This is a genomic window from Agrobacterium sp. SORGH_AS_0745, from assembly GCF_030818995.1.
GTDB classification, from domain to species: Bacteria; Pseudomonadota; Alphaproteobacteria; order Rhizobiales; family Rhizobiaceae; genus Agrobacterium; species Agrobacterium tumefaciens.
The window spans coordinates 1,526,449-1,539,827 of sequence record NZ_JAUTBI010000003.1; the positions used below are offsets into that span (position 1 = coordinate 1,526,449).

The following is a 13,379-nucleotide window of genomic DNA, read 5'->3' on the forward strand; positions in this document are numbered from 1 at the left end:
GAGAAAGCCATGACATTGAACAAAGTTATTCTCATAACAGGTGCGTCGAGCGGGATAGGTGAGGGTATCGCCAGAGAACTTGCCGCTGCAGGCGCGAAACTGGTTCTGGGTGCGCGCCGTATGGACCGTTTGCAGGCCTTGGCCGACGAACTGCGCCAAACGGGCGCTGAGGTTGTCGTGCATCCCCTTAACGTCACGGAAAGGCAGAGTGTCGAGGCTTTTGCTGCGGCGGGACGTGAAGCGTTCGGACGGATCGACGTCATCGTCAACAATGCCGGCATCATGCCGCTATCGTTGATGTCGTCCCTCAAGGTCGATGAATGGGACCGCATGATCGACGTCAACATCAAGGGCGTGCTTTATGGCGTCGCCGCCGTTCTGCCTGAGATGACCGCCCGCGCATCCGGCCACATCGTCAACATCGCCTCCATCGGTGCGCTCGCCGTTTCGCCCACGGCTGCCGTCTATTGCGCGACGAAATTTGCGGTGCGGGCGATTTCGGACGGACTGCGACAGGAAAACCGCGACCTGCGGGTTACCTGCATTCATCCCGGCGTGGTGGAAAGCGAACTTGCCCACACCATCACCGATCCGGCCGCTGCGGAGCTGATGCAAAGCTACCGGGCCATAGCATTGAAGCCGGACGCCATTGGCCGCGCAGTCCGCTATGCCATCGAACAACCCGACGACGTGGACGTCAATGAAATCGTCGTCCGCCCGACCGCCGCATAGGGAGGATCGGGACAATGAAGATTGTTTCGACATCGCTTGCCCTTGTAATCGCAACGGCCGCCGCCGATACCGGCCACCATCAGGAGGATCGTGCCGTGAAAGGGAATATGGACAAGATGGCCCAGACCGAAAGCCACCCCTATATCGGCATGTGGGTCACCGGCGACGGCCATATCCGTCAGGAGCTTTTGCCTGATGGCCGCTACGACGAGGCGCGCGGCAAACGCAAAAGCGCCTATCAGGGGCGTTATGAGGTGAGGGGCAACCATATCGACTATTGGGATGATACCGGCTTTACCGCCGATGGCGAGTTCATCGACGATGTGCTCTACCACGGCGGCATGATTTTCTATCGCGAGCCGTGAATCGTCACGCTAACAGGAAAAAATCCGTCCGGCTGATCGAGGCCGGGCGGATTATCTGTTTTAACGCTTCAGGCTTCCCAGTATGCCGCGAACGATGGCGCGGCCCACGGATGTGGCAACCGAGCGGGCGGCGCTTTTCATTGCCGCCTCGATCACGGTTTCGCGCTGATAACCGCTCGTCTTGCGGGCGCCGGTGGTGGAGGCCTTTGTGGGTTCCTCGTCGCCGAAACCGGGCAGGCGCCAGCGTCCCGAGGCACTGTCGGACTGGCTGGAGGCATTTTCCTCTTCCGCGCGCTTGGCGGCTTCGGCTTCCGCAGCCTTCTGGGCGCGTGCGTTGAGGATTTCAAAGGCCGATTCCCGGTCCACGTCCCTGTCGTATTGACCGGCAAGCGGGCCGGTATCCATCAGCAATTTGCGCTCGGCGTCGGTGAGCGGCCCGACGCGGCCCGAGGGCGGCCGCACAAGGGTGCGCTCGACGATGGAGGGCGCGCCCTTGTCATGCAGGGTCGAAATCAGAGCCTCGCCCGTACCGAGCGTGGTGATGATGTCGGCTGTGTCGAAGGCGGGGTTCTGGCGGAACGTATCGGCTGCGGTGCGCACAGCTTTCTGCTCGCGCGGCGTATAGGCGCGAAGCGCATGCTGCACGCGGTTGCCCAGCTGGGCAAGAACGGTTTCCGGCACGTCCAGCGGGTTCTGCGTCACGAAGTAGACGCCCACACCCTTGGAGCGGATAAGCCGCACCACCTGCTCCACGCGCTCGACGAGCACCCTTGGCGCGTCGTTGAACAGCAGATGCGCCTCATCGAAAAAGAACACCAGACGCGGCTTTTCCGGGTCGCCCACCTCCGGTAGTTCCTCGAAGAGCTCCGAGAGCATCCACAACAGGAAGGTGGCGTAAAGGCGCGGGTTCATCATCAGCTTGTCGGCGGCGAGAACCGAAACCGTGCCACGCCCGTCCGTGCCGACGCGCATGATGTCGGCAATGTTCAGCGCCGGCTCGCCGAAGAAGTTTGCGGCACCCTGCTGTTCGAGAACCAGCAGCCCGCGTTGCAGCGAACCGACGGAGGTCTTGGAAATCAGGCCGAACTGGCTGGACAGCGCACTTGCATTGTCGCCCATGTAGTTCAGCAGCGATTGCAGGTCTTTGAGATCGAGCAGCGGCAACCCGCCCTGATCGGCGATCTTGAAGGCGATGTTGAGCACGCCTTCCTGGGCTTCCGAAGCATCCATCAGCCGCGCCAGCAGCAGCGGGCCCATTTCGGCAATGGTGGCGCGCACGCGATGGCCTTTTTCACCGTAGAGATCCCAGAAGATCACCGGCGATTTGCCATAGGAAAAATCCGTGAAACCGATCTGTTCGGCACGTTTCTGCACCCAGTCCTTGGTTTCGCCTTGCGCGGCGATGCCGGAAAGGTCGCCCTTGATATCGGCGCAGAAAACGGGAACGCCGGCTTGCGAGAAACCTTCGGCAAGAACCTGCAGGGTCACGGTCTTGCCCGTGCCCGTTGCGCCGGTGATCAGGCCGTGGCGGTTGCCGAATTTCAGCTCCAGATATTCACCCTTGTTCAGGCTGTCGTCCGGATTGCGGCTGGTCCCGATATAGATCTGTCCGTCCTGCAACATCGACCATTTTCTCCTGCGACTGATGCATGCCCCTTAAATCGCGATCGATTTGAAGATGGTCATGTCCGAATTGAACTTTTACGGCACCCTCTGGCCGCTACTGCCAAAGCGGCCTTTTCATAGTATGGTTGTGATGATCTTATAAGGACAGTTTCAAGGCGCAACAACTGCTTGATGGCGATGAAGAAAAACCGCTTCATGAAAGTTGCCGCACCCGCCTGCCGCCCGCTTGAATGCGGCATGAGATTGTTTTACGTTGACGTTAACGTCAGTTATTCGGTGTTGGCGTCGTTTTTCAACAGGAGGCAAGAATGAACGAAGTCGTTGACCAGATCGCCGCAAAGGCGGGCATAGACCCTGCGCTGGCCGAAAAGGCTGTTGGCATGATTCTGGGTTTTCTCCAGCGCGAGGCGGCAGATGGTCCGATCGCCCGCATGATCGAAGCCATTCCGGGTGCCAGCGATCTCGTGGCACAGTATAATGGCGAGGGCGCTGGTGGCGGCGGTCTGCTGGGCGGATTGATGAGCGCGATCGGCGGCGGCGGCATCATGGGTCTCGGCCAGCAACTGATGAGCCAGGGCATCGGCATGAGCGAAATCACCACGCTCGCCAAGGAAACCATCGCCGTTGCTCGCCAGCACGCGGGCGATGAGACTGTCGATCAGGTGATCGCTTCGGTTCCGGGCCTCAGCCAGTTCGCGTAAGGCGACATTTTATTCGATAGCGGGGCGCGGCGGCTGTTCATTGAATCGGCGCCGCGCCTCTTCTATTTCCGCATGGTGGGTTTCCGCCCATATCCACACGCCGCAAAAGGCGCTGCCAAGGGTCTCTCCGAGAGACGTGAGGCCATAATCCACATGCGGTGGAATGACGGGGTGCACGGTGCGGCGCACCAGTCCGTCGCTTTCCATCTGCCTCAGCGTTTTCGTCAGCATCTTCTGGCTGATGGTGCCGACCAGCCTGCCGATCTGCGTAAAGCGAAGCGTGCCATGTTCTTCCAGCACCTCAAGGATCAGCATCGTCCATTTGTCCGCCACTTTCGCGATGATATCCTCAACCAGCGCCTCGATGACCGGATCGGTTTCCGTGGGCGGCGGAGACTTGCGCCTGTTCTCGATCATGGGATCGGCGGCATACCGTTTCATCTCACACTCTCCTTTGGGTAAGTATAATTCTTTTGGGTGCCTACTTACGAATGGAGAGTATAGCCGCTAATTTCCCGTCATCCAACAGGCAAAGGACTTTTCGATGAAAACGACAGGCAACACCATTCTCATCACCGGTGGCGGCTCCGGCATCGGCCGGGCGCTGGCGGAAGCGTTTCACCGGCTGGGCAACAAGGTCGTCATTTCCGGCCGCCGCCAGAATGTGCTGGATGAGGTAACGGCCGCCAATCCCGGCATGGCCGCGATGGTCATGGACGCGACCGACGCCGAAGGCATCCGCTCTTTCGCCGACAATCTCATCAAGACACATCCGACGCTCAACGCCGTCATCAACAATGCCGGCATCATGCGGCCGGAGGACATCGCCTCGGCCCCGGACTATCTGGACACGGCGGAGGAAACCATCGCCACCAACCTTCTGGCGCCCATTCGCCTGACGGCGGCGCTGCTGCCGCATTTCCTCAAGCAGCCTGAAGCGACAGTGCTCACGGTATCCTCCGGCTTGGCCTTCGTGCCCATGGTGGTCACCCCAACCTACAGCGCCACCAAATCGGCCATCCATGCCTACTCGGTCGCACTTCGCGAACAGCTGAAAGAAACCTCGGTTGAGGTTATCGAAATCGTGCCGCCCTATGTGCAGACGACGCTGATGGGGGAAGGCCAGGCAAGCGACGAAAGAGCCATGCCGCTCGAGGCCTTCATTTCGGAAGCGATGGACATTCTCGGCGGTCGCCCGGATGAGAAGGAAGTGGTTGTGGAACGCTGCAAGCGGCTGCGTTTCGCCGCGCAGAACGGCAATTTTGATCAGGTGTTTTCGATGGTCAACGGCATGCATCCGTAAGGCTCGGCCCTGTCTCGGACGCATCGCCTGTGATAGCGTGGCGCTCTTTAAAGGGAGCGCCAGCTTTTTATGGGCAGCCGTCAATTCCTCATGCCGAAAACCGCCATGCCCGGTATTGCTGCCGTGGTTGCGGATAGCGACCGCTCTTTTCCACGTCACATGCACGACCAGTTCGGCATCGGCCTTGTGGAGCGCGGCGCGCAGAAATCGCTGAGCGGGCGCGGCATGGTGGAGGCTGAAGCCGGCCATGTCATCACTGTCAATCCGGGTGAGGTTCATGACGGCATTCCGCTGGGAGAGGGCGGGCGCGCCTGGCGGATGATCTATCTCGACATTGATATCGTGCAGGCCGCCATTGCCGATATCATCGAAAAGGATCACGGCTTTTTCGAATTCGCCTATCCCGTCGATACAAGGCCTCTGGCGGACCGGTTCCGCGCGCTTTTTTCAGCCGTGACGGCAACTGATCGCCCGGGTGACACCCTTCGCTGCGACGAGACCCTGCTTATGCTGCTCGTGGGTGCAATGGAAACGGTGGCAACACCACGCGAGACGGCAGCGCCCGATAGCATAAGACGGGCGAAAAGCAGGATCGATGACGATCCTGCCCGGCCATTGCGCCTAACCGATCTGGCGCAGGAGGCCGGCATGAGCCAGTTCCGCTTCCTGCGATCCTTCAGCAAGACCACGGGGCTGACGCCGCACAGCTACCTTTTGCAGCGACGCCTGCATCTGGCGCGGGGTGCACTGGCCAAAGGCGCACCGCCCGCCGAGGTGGCGTTTTTCGCCGGTTTCTCCGACCAGAGCCATTTGAACAGGTTTTTCGTAAGGCAGTTCGGAGTGACGCCTGCGGCGTATAGGGCGGCGGTTTCGTAGGGCAGGTTTGGGTAATAGGGCTACAGACGCGAGCCTCCAAGCCTCAACGCTGCAATTTCATCCAAGACCCCCGCGCCGGACACAGTCATGCTCCTGTCCTCCATTCAACAGGACTTGCAGAAACCATGACGCCCGAATTCCTCATCACATCCCTGATCATCGCCGCTTCTCCCGGAACAGGCGTGGTTTACACGCTGGCCGCCGGCCTGTCCCAAGGGTCGAAGGCGAGCGTCGTCGCGGCTTTCGGCTGCACGCTCGGCATCGTGCCGCATCTGCTGGCCGCCATCACCGGACTTGCCGCCATTCTGCACGCGAGCGCCCTTGCCTTCGGCGTGATCAAATATCTGGGTGTCGCCTACCTGCTCTACATGGCGTGGAACACGCTTCGGGAAGATGGTTCGCTGAAGATCGACGACAAGCAGGACCACCGCAGGGCAGGGCGGGTCATCGGTGAGGCTATCCTCATCAATCTCCTGAACCCGAAACTGTCTATCTTCTTTTTTGCTTTCCTGCCGCAATTCATCGCGCCGGAGGAGGTTTCTCCGACGTGGCGCATGGTCGATCTCGGGCTGATCTTCATGGCCATGACGTTTCTGGTCTTTGCGCTTTACGGCTGTTTTGCCGCCTCGGTCAGGCGGCAGGTTGTGGCACGCCCGGCCGTGCTCACCTGGCTGAGACGCAGTTTCGCCGCCGCGTTTGTGGCGCTCGGGGCGAAACTGGCGTTGACGCAGCGGTGAGACCGGACCGGGTTCAACGCAGTCAATCGTCCCAGTCGGGTGCAAGGTGACCGGGGTTGACGATGCGGCCATCGGGTTTGGCAAGCGCGTGGATCGCCTGCATTTCCTCTTCCGAGAGCGCAAAATCGAAAATGTCGAAATTCTCCTTGAGGCGGCCTTCGGTTGCGGTCTTGGAAAGCGCCACGACATCCGGCTGCTGCACCGCCCAGCGCAGCGCCACCTGTGCGGCCGTCTTGCCGTGCCTTGCACCAATATCCTTCAGAACCGAATCATCGGGCACCTTGCCATCCGCCATCAGATAATAGGCAGTGACCGAAAGCCCGTGTTTGCGCGCGGCCGCAATCACCTTCGTCTGGTCCAGATAGGGATGGTATTCGATCTGGTTGGTGGCAAGCGGCGTGTCGGAGAGTTTGACCGCCTCTTCCGTCAGCGCCACGTTGAAGTTGGAAATGCCGATATTGCGCACCTTTCCGGCCTTGCGCACGTCGTTCAGCGCGCCGATCCTTTCCGCCAGCGGCACATCGCTTTTCGGCCAGTGCAGCAGCAGGAGATCGACATAATCCGTCTTCAGCTTTTGCAGGCTTTCATCGACGGAGGCGAGAAAATCAGCGTGGCGGTAGCGGTCCACCCAGACCTTGGTGGTCAGGAAAATATCGTGCCGGGAAATGCCGGACTTTGCGATCACTTCGCCAACCGCACCTTCATTCTTGTAGATCTGCGCCGTATCGACATGGCGGAAACCAAGTTTCAGCGCCTCCGGCAAAATGCGCCTGATATCCTCTTCCGGAATGCGGAAGGTGCCGAAACCGAGGGCGGGAATGTTCGCGCCATTCGCGTTGACGTCATACATGCATGTCTCTCCTGTTTATTGCAAACATGGCCGGCAAGGACTGCCGGATGGGGAAGCGGTCTTTTATTAACTGGTGTCAGCGCCATTGGTTTCAAGCGTCTCGCCATTGCGAGGCGCTGTGCGCGAGGCTACCAGTCGATGGCGAAACGTCGTAGATGGCATGATCGGAATGTGGAGGAACCACGCGTGTCGCGCTCACAACGGCTTCTTGATCTGTTGCAGATCCTGCGCGCCCACCGCATGCCGGTCAGCGGTATGGCGCTGGCCGCGCAAACCGGCGTCAGCCTGCGCACGCTTTACCGCGATATAGCAACGCTTCAGGCGCAGGGTGCTGACATCGAGGGCGAGGCGGGTGTGGGTTATGTGCTGCGTCCCGGTTTTTTGCTGCCGCCGCTGATGTTTTCGCAGCAGGAGATCGAGGCGCTTGTGCTCGGGTCGCGATGGGTCGCGGGCCGTGCCGATGAGGGGTTGGCGCAGGCCGCCCGCGCCGCACTCGTCAAGATCGCCGCCGTTTTGCCCGATGCCCTGCGTGAGGAACTCGATAATTCCACCCTGCTTGTCGGCCCCGGGCAGGCCATGGCAACCATCCACGTCGATCTCGCCGCCATTCGCGATATTATTCGCAAGGAGAGCAAGGTCGTGATGACCTATCGCGACGAGAAGGGTGAATTGACGGAGCGGGTGATCTGGCCCTTCGCGCTCGCTTTTTTCGATCTGGTGCGGGTGGTGCTGGCATGGTGCGAGACGCGGCAGGATTTCCGCAGTTTCCGGGCCGACCGCATCGAGAGCTTCAACCCTCTGTACAAGCGTTATCCCCGCCGCCGCCATTCCCTGCTGAAGGACTGGCGCGAGCGGGAAAAACAGCGACGGCAACAAAATCATGCTGACAAAAACTGACAGCACGGGGGTCTAGAACCTGTTCATCCGCAACTCAAGGAGAACAGCCATGACCCACCCCGATTTCACCATTCTCTACGTCGACAACCCGCCGGCCAGCACGGAATTTTATAAAGCCCTGCTCGGCGCAGAGCCGGTCGAAGCCTCTCCGACATTCTCCCTGTTCGTGCTTCAAAACGGCATGAAGCTCGGCCTCTGGTCGAGGCATACGGTGGAGCCGAAGGCATCGTTAACGGGCGGTGGCGGGGAGCTTGCCTTCCGCGTCGAAAGTGATGCGCAGGTGGATGAAGCCTTCGCCGACTGGAAGACAAAGGGCATCGCCATTTTGCAGCAGCCCGGCACGATGGACTTCGGCTACACATTCACTGCGGCCGACCCCGACGGCCATCGTCTGAGGGTCTACGCCTTCGCGGGTTAGAGATAATGCGTTGAGGCCGATTGGCTAAATAGTGTCGTAGCCATGTCGTACTCTAAGCTCTCCTCATCCCTGTGACAGGCACAGGAATGAGGGGAGGCGAAAACTACGCTACTTCTTCACCGCCACCACGAACAGGCGCGGAAAACGCAACAGCAGCCGGCCGTCCGCCATGGGCGGATAGGCGGCTGCGATGCGCCTGGTATAGTCGTTGAGGAAGGCCTCGCGGTGTTCCTCGCCGGCGGCGGCAAGATAGGGGCGCAGACCCGTACCCTTCACCCATTCCACAATGCTTTCCGCATCCTTCATGGGGTGGTTGTAGATGGTGTGCCACACATCCACCCGCGCGGATTTCGGTGTCAGCGCATCGAAATAGGCTGATGGCGCGGGCAGGGGTTTGCGGCGTAATCTGCCATCCGCAAACTTGTCCTTCCAGGGGCCGTCTGCTCCCGTTTCCTCCATGGCGCGATGTGTCGGCTCCTGCAGATTGTCAGGCATCTGCACGGCAAGAACGCCGCCGCTTTCCAGCTGGTCCATCAGCTGCGAAAGAACGGCAAGATGATCCGGCACCCATTGGAACACCGCATTGGCATAAAGCAGGTCCGCCTTCTGGCTGGGCCGCCAGTTGCCGAGATCGGCCTTGCCGAAACGGGTGTTGGGCAGCCGGTCCGCCGCCTTTTCCAGCATGTCGTCGTCGCTGTCGATGCCGGTGATGACGTTGACGCCGTAACGATCGGTCAAAAGCTCGGTGGAATTACCCGGGCCGCAGCCCAGATCGTAACCGTTCAGCACGCGCTCCAGCGGCACCTGCGCCAGAAGATCCCTTGCGGGGCGTGTCCGCTCGTCTTCAAATTTCAGATATTGCTGGGCGGACCATGCCATGATTTTCTCCTGCTGACGTGTTGCATTCGGATCGGCGAACAAGAATGGTAAAGGGCGTTGCAAGCGCCGTCAGACTGCCAGCATCGCATGGGCGAAATCCCCCCGCCATCATCCAATGCATGAATTATTGTGATGGATCTATTCATCAACCTTTTGTTTCGCCTCACAAAACGTCTTTGTCAGGGCATGCATTTGTTATTTTCCATCAAAATAAGACATGGCGGCAATTAAAACTTGACCTCACCCGGTCAGAGGCATTCACTCCCGCCGATTTCAGAGCATTGCCAGCAAAAGTGCGAAGCGGTTTTGCGTGCGGCAATGTGGCAGGACGAAAAAGATGGAGCTCTTTCGCTTTTTGCAGAAAGGCGGAGATGCTCAAGACAGGAGACAGTCATGACCGTCGATACCGCACCCCGATCAACCACCTGGACCTATGTTGATGGTCAATGGCTGCCCGGCAATCCGCCGCTCATCGGCCCGACCTCGCATGCCATGTGGCTGGCCTCCACGGTGTTTGACGGCGCGCGCTGGTTCGATGGCGTGGCTCCCGATCTCGATCTGCATTGCCAGCGCGTCAACCGCTCGGCCATCAACATGGGCATGAAGCCGACCATGACGGCGGAAGAGATCGAGGCATTGGCGCTGGAAGGCGTCAATAAATTCGACGGCAAGACTGAAATCTACATCAAGCCGATGTATTGGGCAGAACACGGTTCGCCGGGCAGCGTCGTCGCGCCCGATGCCAATTCCACCCGTTTTGCGCTGTGCCTTTTCGAAGCGCCGATGAATGCCGGCGCGTCGCTGACACTCACCGTCTCGCCGCTGCGCCGTCCTTCACCGGAAACCGCGATGACGGATGCCAAGGCCGGTAGCCTTTACCCCAATAGCGGCCGCGCCATTCTGGAAGCCCGTGCACGCGGTTTCGACAACGCCCTGATGTGCGACATGAACGGCAATGTCGCTGAATCGGCATCGTCCAACGTCTTCATGGTCAAGGACGGCGTCGTCTTCACCCCGGTTCCGAACCGCACCTTCCTTGCGGGCATCACCCGTTCGCGGGTGATGAGCCTTCTGCGCCAGGCCGGTTTCGAAGTGCGCGAAGCGACCCTGTCGGTCGAGGATTTCCGCGGGGCGGATGAAATCTTCTGCTCGGGCAATTATTCCAAGGTTTCCCCTGTTGTGAAACTGGATGACCGCGCATTGCAGGCAGGCCCGGTCGCCCGCAAGGCGCTCGATCTTTACATGGATTGGGCACGTCTCGGCGCAGACGTCTAGAGCGCCGTGCGTCCTGCCGGACGCTCTGACTCTCTTTAATCTGCGCATCGTTACGGACGAAAATCGAATGTGATTTTCTGTCTGGTGGGCAAAGCTGACACGTATTTCGATCAGGGCCATGGCAGGCGTTAGGCTTGCCGTGGCCTTTTGTTTTTGCAGTGCAGTATTTTCCCGCGAAAACTGAGGGGAATTTAATCCAATTTTAGACAAACCACACGTAGTTTGCAGCATCTTCCCTTCCGGCTAACGAGGGCCGCCAGATGTCTTTCAGCATTCGTAATGTACTTGTAGGATTTTTTCTTACCATCAGCCTCGCGCTGGCCGGTTTGGTCGGAAACGAGTTGTGGCGGTCGGCCAATCGCGCCGGCACCTTTTCAGAGGTTGCGCAACTCGTCTCGCTCGACAAGCTTCTTTTCAACGCTCTTTTGAATTTCCGCAGTGAACGCGGCGACAGCGCCACGGCACTGACGCTCGATCCGTCGAAATCGACGGGCAGCGTCGCCAGCGTGCAGGCCGCACGCCAGAAGGTGGATGCTGCCATGACGGCATTCCTCACGCAGTCTTCGTCGCTTGAAGACACTCAGCTTCAGGCACCGCTGAAGCGCGTTAAAGATGTCTACGCGCAGTTCGTCGAATTGCGAAAGAAGGTTGACGCCAACGTTTCGCTGCCGCTTGACCGGCGCGAAGGCGGGCTCGACAAGACGGTCATGGCGCTCGGCGGCGATTTCCTCGCCTCGCTCGAGGCGGGCTCGACGGCGCTTGAAGGCACTGTTCGCTCTCTCGATCAGGGCCAGACCGGTTTGATCCAGTTGCGCTCCTACGGCTGGTCTGCCCGTGCCCTTGGCGGCAGCGCCACCGTCATTCTCAACGCTGCCGTTGCCCAGAACCGTCCACTGACGGCGCAGGAGATGCAGCAGCTCGGCGCATTCGATGCCGGTGCGGCTTTCGCCTGGAAAGCGACCGGCGATCTGGTTACGCATGAATCGACGCCGCAATCGCTCAAGGATATCTACGCCACGGCGGACAAGACTTACTTCAAGGGCGATTTCAGCACGCAGCGCGCCAAGCTCATCGACGATCTCATGAATGGTCGCACGCCTGCCTTCACCATGGACAGCTGGCGCACCACCGTCACCGAAAACCTCGGCACGATTGCGAAAATCGCTTCTGCCGCCATGGATGTTCTGGACGCAAATGCCGCACAGGCCAAACAGGACGCCTTCATCGATGCGATGATCTATCTCGTCGTCTTCATCGCGACGCTGGCGCTCTGTATCCTGTCGCTTGCCGTCATCGTCGGGCGCGTCACCCGGCCGATCAGCCGCCTGACCAACGCGATGATGGAGCTTTCGGGCGGCAATCTTTCGATCGATGTCGCCGGCGCAAAACGCGGCGACGAGATCGGCGAGATGGCCCGCGCGGTGGAAATCTTCCGCGAGGCGGCAATCCGCAACAGGCAGCTGGAATCCGAAGCCCTGGCCAACCGCGAGCGGGCCGAGCGGGACCGTATCGAGTTGCAGCAGCGCGCCGAGGCCGAGGCCGAAGAACGGCTCAATCAGGCCACGGGTTCGCTGGCGGGCGGTCTTCGTCGTCTCGCTTCCGGCGACATGGTCTGCGAGATCGCCACGCCGTTCGCACCGCAATTCGAGGCGCTGCGGCACGATTTCAACAGCTCGGTCGTTCAACTGCGCGAAGCGCTGACAAGTGTCGGCCAGTCCGTGCAGACGGTAAATGGCGGCGCTCACGAGGTTTCGTCGGCATCCGACGATCTTTCCCGCCGCACGGAGCAGCAGGCTGCCTCTCTGGAAGAGACCGCTGCCGCGCTGGAAGAGATCACCGCCAATGTTTCGGCCACTTCCAAGCGGGCAAGCGATGCGCGCGACACGGTGCGTGAGGCAAGGGCAAAGGCCGATCTTTCCGGCAAGGTGGTGCGCGATGCCGTTTCCGCCATGGAACGCATCGAGCATTCCTCGCGCCAGATCGGCCAGATCATCGGTGTTATTGACGAAATCGCCTTCCAGACCAACCTTCTGGCGCTGAATGCGGGCGTCGAGGCGGCGCGGGCGGGCGATGCGGGCAAGGGTTTTGCAGTCGTTGCACAGGAAGTGCGCGAACTGGCCCAGCGTTCCGCCAAGGCCGCCAAGGAAATCAAGCAGCTCATCAACACGTCAGCCGTTGCGGTGGGTGAAGGCGTGAAGCTTGTCGCCGATACTGGCGTCGGGCTTTCCGAGATCGAGCAGCTCGTACTGTCCGTCAACACGCATATGGACGCCATCGCCACCGCGGCGCAGGAACAGTCCGCCGGTCTCTCCGAGGTCAACACCGCCGTCAACCACATGGATCAGGCTACGCAGCAGAACGCCGCGATGGTTGAGGAAATGAATGCGGCCGGTGCTGGTCTTGCGCAGGAATGTGCCAACCTCCAGGCTTTGTTGGCGCAATTCCAGCTCGGTCAGCAGACTTCCGCATTGCGCGAGACGGCAAGGCACATGCGAGAGGCAAGCCCCGCACGTGCACCTGTCTCCCAGCCGTCCAGATCCCGCCCGGTCACTGCTTCGCGTGGCAATGCCGCGCTGGCCGTGAAGGGTGATGACTGGACCGAGTTCTGAGGACGAGATTGCCTTTGGCTCCGGGGTCCAGCGCGGTCAAGTCTCTGATCGCGTACGACTCTTCTCACGGCGCAGACGCGCCGTGGCTGGATGCCGGATCCAATCCGGCAT

The 13,379-nt window shown here is 60.2% G+C and carries 14 protein-coding genes; 10 read left to right on the plus strand and 4 right to left on the minus strand.

Annotated features, from left to right (window positions below; genetic code table 11):
* Positions 1-9: 9 nt before the first annotated feature.
* Together QE432_RS17125 and QE432_RS17130 are read left to right on the plus strand one after the other, a co-directional pair.
* The gene (locus QE432_RS17125) at positions 10-732 is read left to right on the plus strand and encodes an SDR family oxidoreductase (protein ID WP_111783248.1); all 723 of its coding nucleotides are present in this window, start codon (positions 10-12) and stop codon (positions 730-732) included.
* Between the two features lie 14 nt (positions 733-746).
* On the plus strand, positions 747-1,097 hold the full coding sequence (locus QE432_RS17130) for an Atu4866 domain-containing protein (protein WP_306625055.1): 351 nt from the start codon (positions 747-749) through the stop codon (positions 1,095-1,097).
* A gap of 60 nt (positions 1,098-1,157) precedes the next feature.
* Here the strand turns inward: QE432_RS17130 and QE432_RS17135 are convergent, their stop codons facing one another.
* Positions 1,158-2,720 carry a helicase HerA-like C-terminal domain-containing protein gene (locus QE432_RS17135; protein WP_111783246.1) on the minus strand — a complete coding sequence of 521 codons (1,563 nt, stop codon included), beginning with the start codon at positions 2,718-2,720 and terminating at the stop codon, positions 1,158-1,160.
* Between the two features lie 311 nt (positions 2,721-3,031).
* On the opposite strand from QE432_RS17135, the gene QE432_RS17140 reads away from it, so the two are divergent.
* Complete coding sequence (locus QE432_RS17140; protein ID WP_003511926.1) at positions 3,032-3,424, plus strand: hypothetical protein; 393 nt, start codon at positions 3,032-3,034, stop codon at positions 3,422-3,424.
* Between the two features lie 9 nt (positions 3,425-3,433).
* Here QE432_RS17140 and QE432_RS17145 read toward each other — a convergent pair whose 3' ends face one another.
* On the minus strand, positions 3,434-3,865 hold the full coding sequence (locus QE432_RS17145; RefSeq protein WP_013635666.1) for a winged helix-turn-helix transcriptional regulator: 432 nt from the start codon (positions 3,863-3,865) through the stop codon (positions 3,434-3,436).
* 103 nt (positions 3,866-3,968) lie between these two features.
* Between QE432_RS17145 and QE432_RS17150 the strand changes: the two genes are divergently transcribed.
* The 3 genes from QE432_RS17150 to QE432_RS17160 all read left to right on the plus strand — a co-directional run bounded on the left by QE432_RS17150 (position 3,969) and on the right by QE432_RS17160 (position 6,340).
* Positions 3,969-4,727, plus strand: a complete 759-nt coding sequence (locus tag QE432_RS17150; RefSeq protein ID WP_306625058.1) for an SDR family oxidoreductase — start codon at positions 3,969-3,971, stop codon at positions 4,725-4,727.
* A gap of 69 nt (positions 4,728-4,796) precedes the next feature.
* On the plus strand, positions 4,797-5,603 hold the full coding sequence (locus tag QE432_RS17155; protein WP_113291410.1) for an AraC family transcriptional regulator: 807 nt from the start codon (positions 4,797-4,799) through the stop codon (positions 5,601-5,603).
* A gap of 125 nt (positions 5,604-5,728) precedes the next feature.
* Positions 5,729-6,340, plus strand: coding sequence for a LysE family translocator (locus tag QE432_RS17160; protein WP_111803555.1), 612 nt, complete (start codon positions 5,729-5,731; stop codon positions 6,338-6,340).
* A 22-nt stretch (positions 6,341-6,362) separates the two neighbouring features.
* On the opposite strand, the gene QE432_RS17165 is transcribed toward QE432_RS17160, so the two are convergent.
* Entirely contained in the window at positions 6,363-7,190 is an 828-nt protein-coding gene (locus tag QE432_RS17165) for an aldo/keto reductase (protein WP_111803556.1), read from the minus strand.
* Between the two features lie 186 nt (positions 7,191-7,376).
* Here QE432_RS17165 and QE432_RS17170 point away from each other — a divergent pair, with 186 nt between their 5' ends.
* Both QE432_RS17170 and QE432_RS17175 read left to right on the plus strand, forming a co-directional pair.
* Positions 7,377-8,087 carry a helix-turn-helix transcriptional regulator gene (locus QE432_RS17170; protein WP_306625061.1) on the plus strand — a complete coding sequence of 237 codons (711 nt, stop codon included), beginning with the start codon at positions 7,377-7,379 and terminating at the stop codon, positions 8,085-8,087.
* 49 nt (positions 8,088-8,136) lie between these two features.
* Positions 8,137-8,505, plus strand: coding sequence for a VOC family protein (locus tag QE432_RS17175; protein ID WP_019564132.1), 369 nt, complete (start codon positions 8,137-8,139; stop codon positions 8,503-8,505).
* Between the two features lie 108 nt (positions 8,506-8,613).
* Here QE432_RS17175 and tam read toward each other — a convergent pair whose 3' ends face one another.
* Positions 8,614-9,384: a trans-aconitate 2-methyltransferase gene (gene tam / locus QE432_RS17180; protein ID WP_003511945.1), complete on the minus strand. Its 771-nt coding sequence runs from the start codon at positions 9,382-9,384 to the stop codon at positions 8,614-8,616.
* Positions 9,385-9,777: 393 nt separating this feature from the next.
* On the opposite strand from tam, the gene QE432_RS17185 reads away from it, so the two are divergent.
* Together QE432_RS17185 and QE432_RS17190 are read left to right on the plus strand one after the other, a co-directional pair.
* Positions 9,778-10,659: a branched-chain amino acid aminotransferase gene (locus QE432_RS17185; protein ID WP_111783242.1), complete on the plus strand. Its 882-nt coding sequence runs from the start codon at positions 9,778-9,780 to the stop codon at positions 10,657-10,659.
* 260 nt (positions 10,660-10,919) lie between these two features.
* Entirely contained in the window at positions 10,920-13,268 is a 2,349-nt protein-coding gene (locus QE432_RS17190; protein WP_080799137.1) for a methyl-accepting chemotaxis protein, read from the plus strand.
* Positions 13,269-13,379 lie beyond the last annotated feature (111 nt).

Coding starts and splice junctions, on each gene's coding strand:
- QE432_RS17160 (WP_111803555.1), top strand. CDS start 5,729: ATGACGCCCGAATTCCTCATCACATCCCTGATCATCGCCGCTTCTCCC.
- QE432_RS17165 (WP_111803556.1), bottom strand. CDS start 7,190: ATGTATGACGTCAACGCGAATGGCGCGAACATTCCCGCCCTCGGTTTC.
- QE432_RS17130 (WP_306625055.1), top strand. CDS start 747: ATGAAGATTGTTTCGACATCGCTTGCCCTTGTAATCGCAACGGCCGCC.
- QE432_RS17175 (WP_019564132.1), top strand. CDS start 8,137: ATGACCCACCCCGATTTCACCATTCTCTACGTCGACAACCCGCCGGCC.
- QE432_RS17140 (WP_003511926.1), top strand. CDS start 3,032: ATGAACGAAGTCGTTGACCAGATCGCCGCAAAGGCGGGCATAGACCCT.
- QE432_RS17185 (WP_111783242.1), top strand. CDS start 9,778: ATGACCGTCGATACCGCACCCCGATCAACCACCTGGACCTATGTTGAT.
- QE432_RS17155 (WP_113291410.1), top strand. CDS start 4,797: ATGGGCAGCCGTCAATTCCTCATGCCGAAAACCGCCATGCCCGGTATT.
- tam (WP_003511945.1), bottom strand. CDS start 9,384: ATGGCATGGTCCGCCCAGCAATATCTGAAATTTGAAGACGAGCGGACA.
- QE432_RS17145 (WP_013635666.1), bottom strand. CDS start 3,865: ATGAAACGGTATGCCGCCGATCCCATGATCGAGAACAGGCGCAAGTCT.
- QE432_RS17190 (WP_080799137.1), top strand. CDS start 10,920: ATGTCTTTCAGCATTCGTAATGTACTTGTAGGATTTTTTCTTACCATC.
- QE432_RS17135 (WP_111783246.1), bottom strand. CDS start 2,720: ATGTTGCAGGACGGACAGATCTATATCGGGACCAGCCGCAATCCGGAC.
- QE432_RS17125 (WP_111783248.1), top strand. CDS start 10: ATGACATTGAACAAAGTTATTCTCATAACAGGTGCGTCGAGCGGGATA.
- QE432_RS17150 (WP_306625058.1), top strand. CDS start 3,969: ATGAAAACGACAGGCAACACCATTCTCATCACCGGTGGCGGCTCCGGC.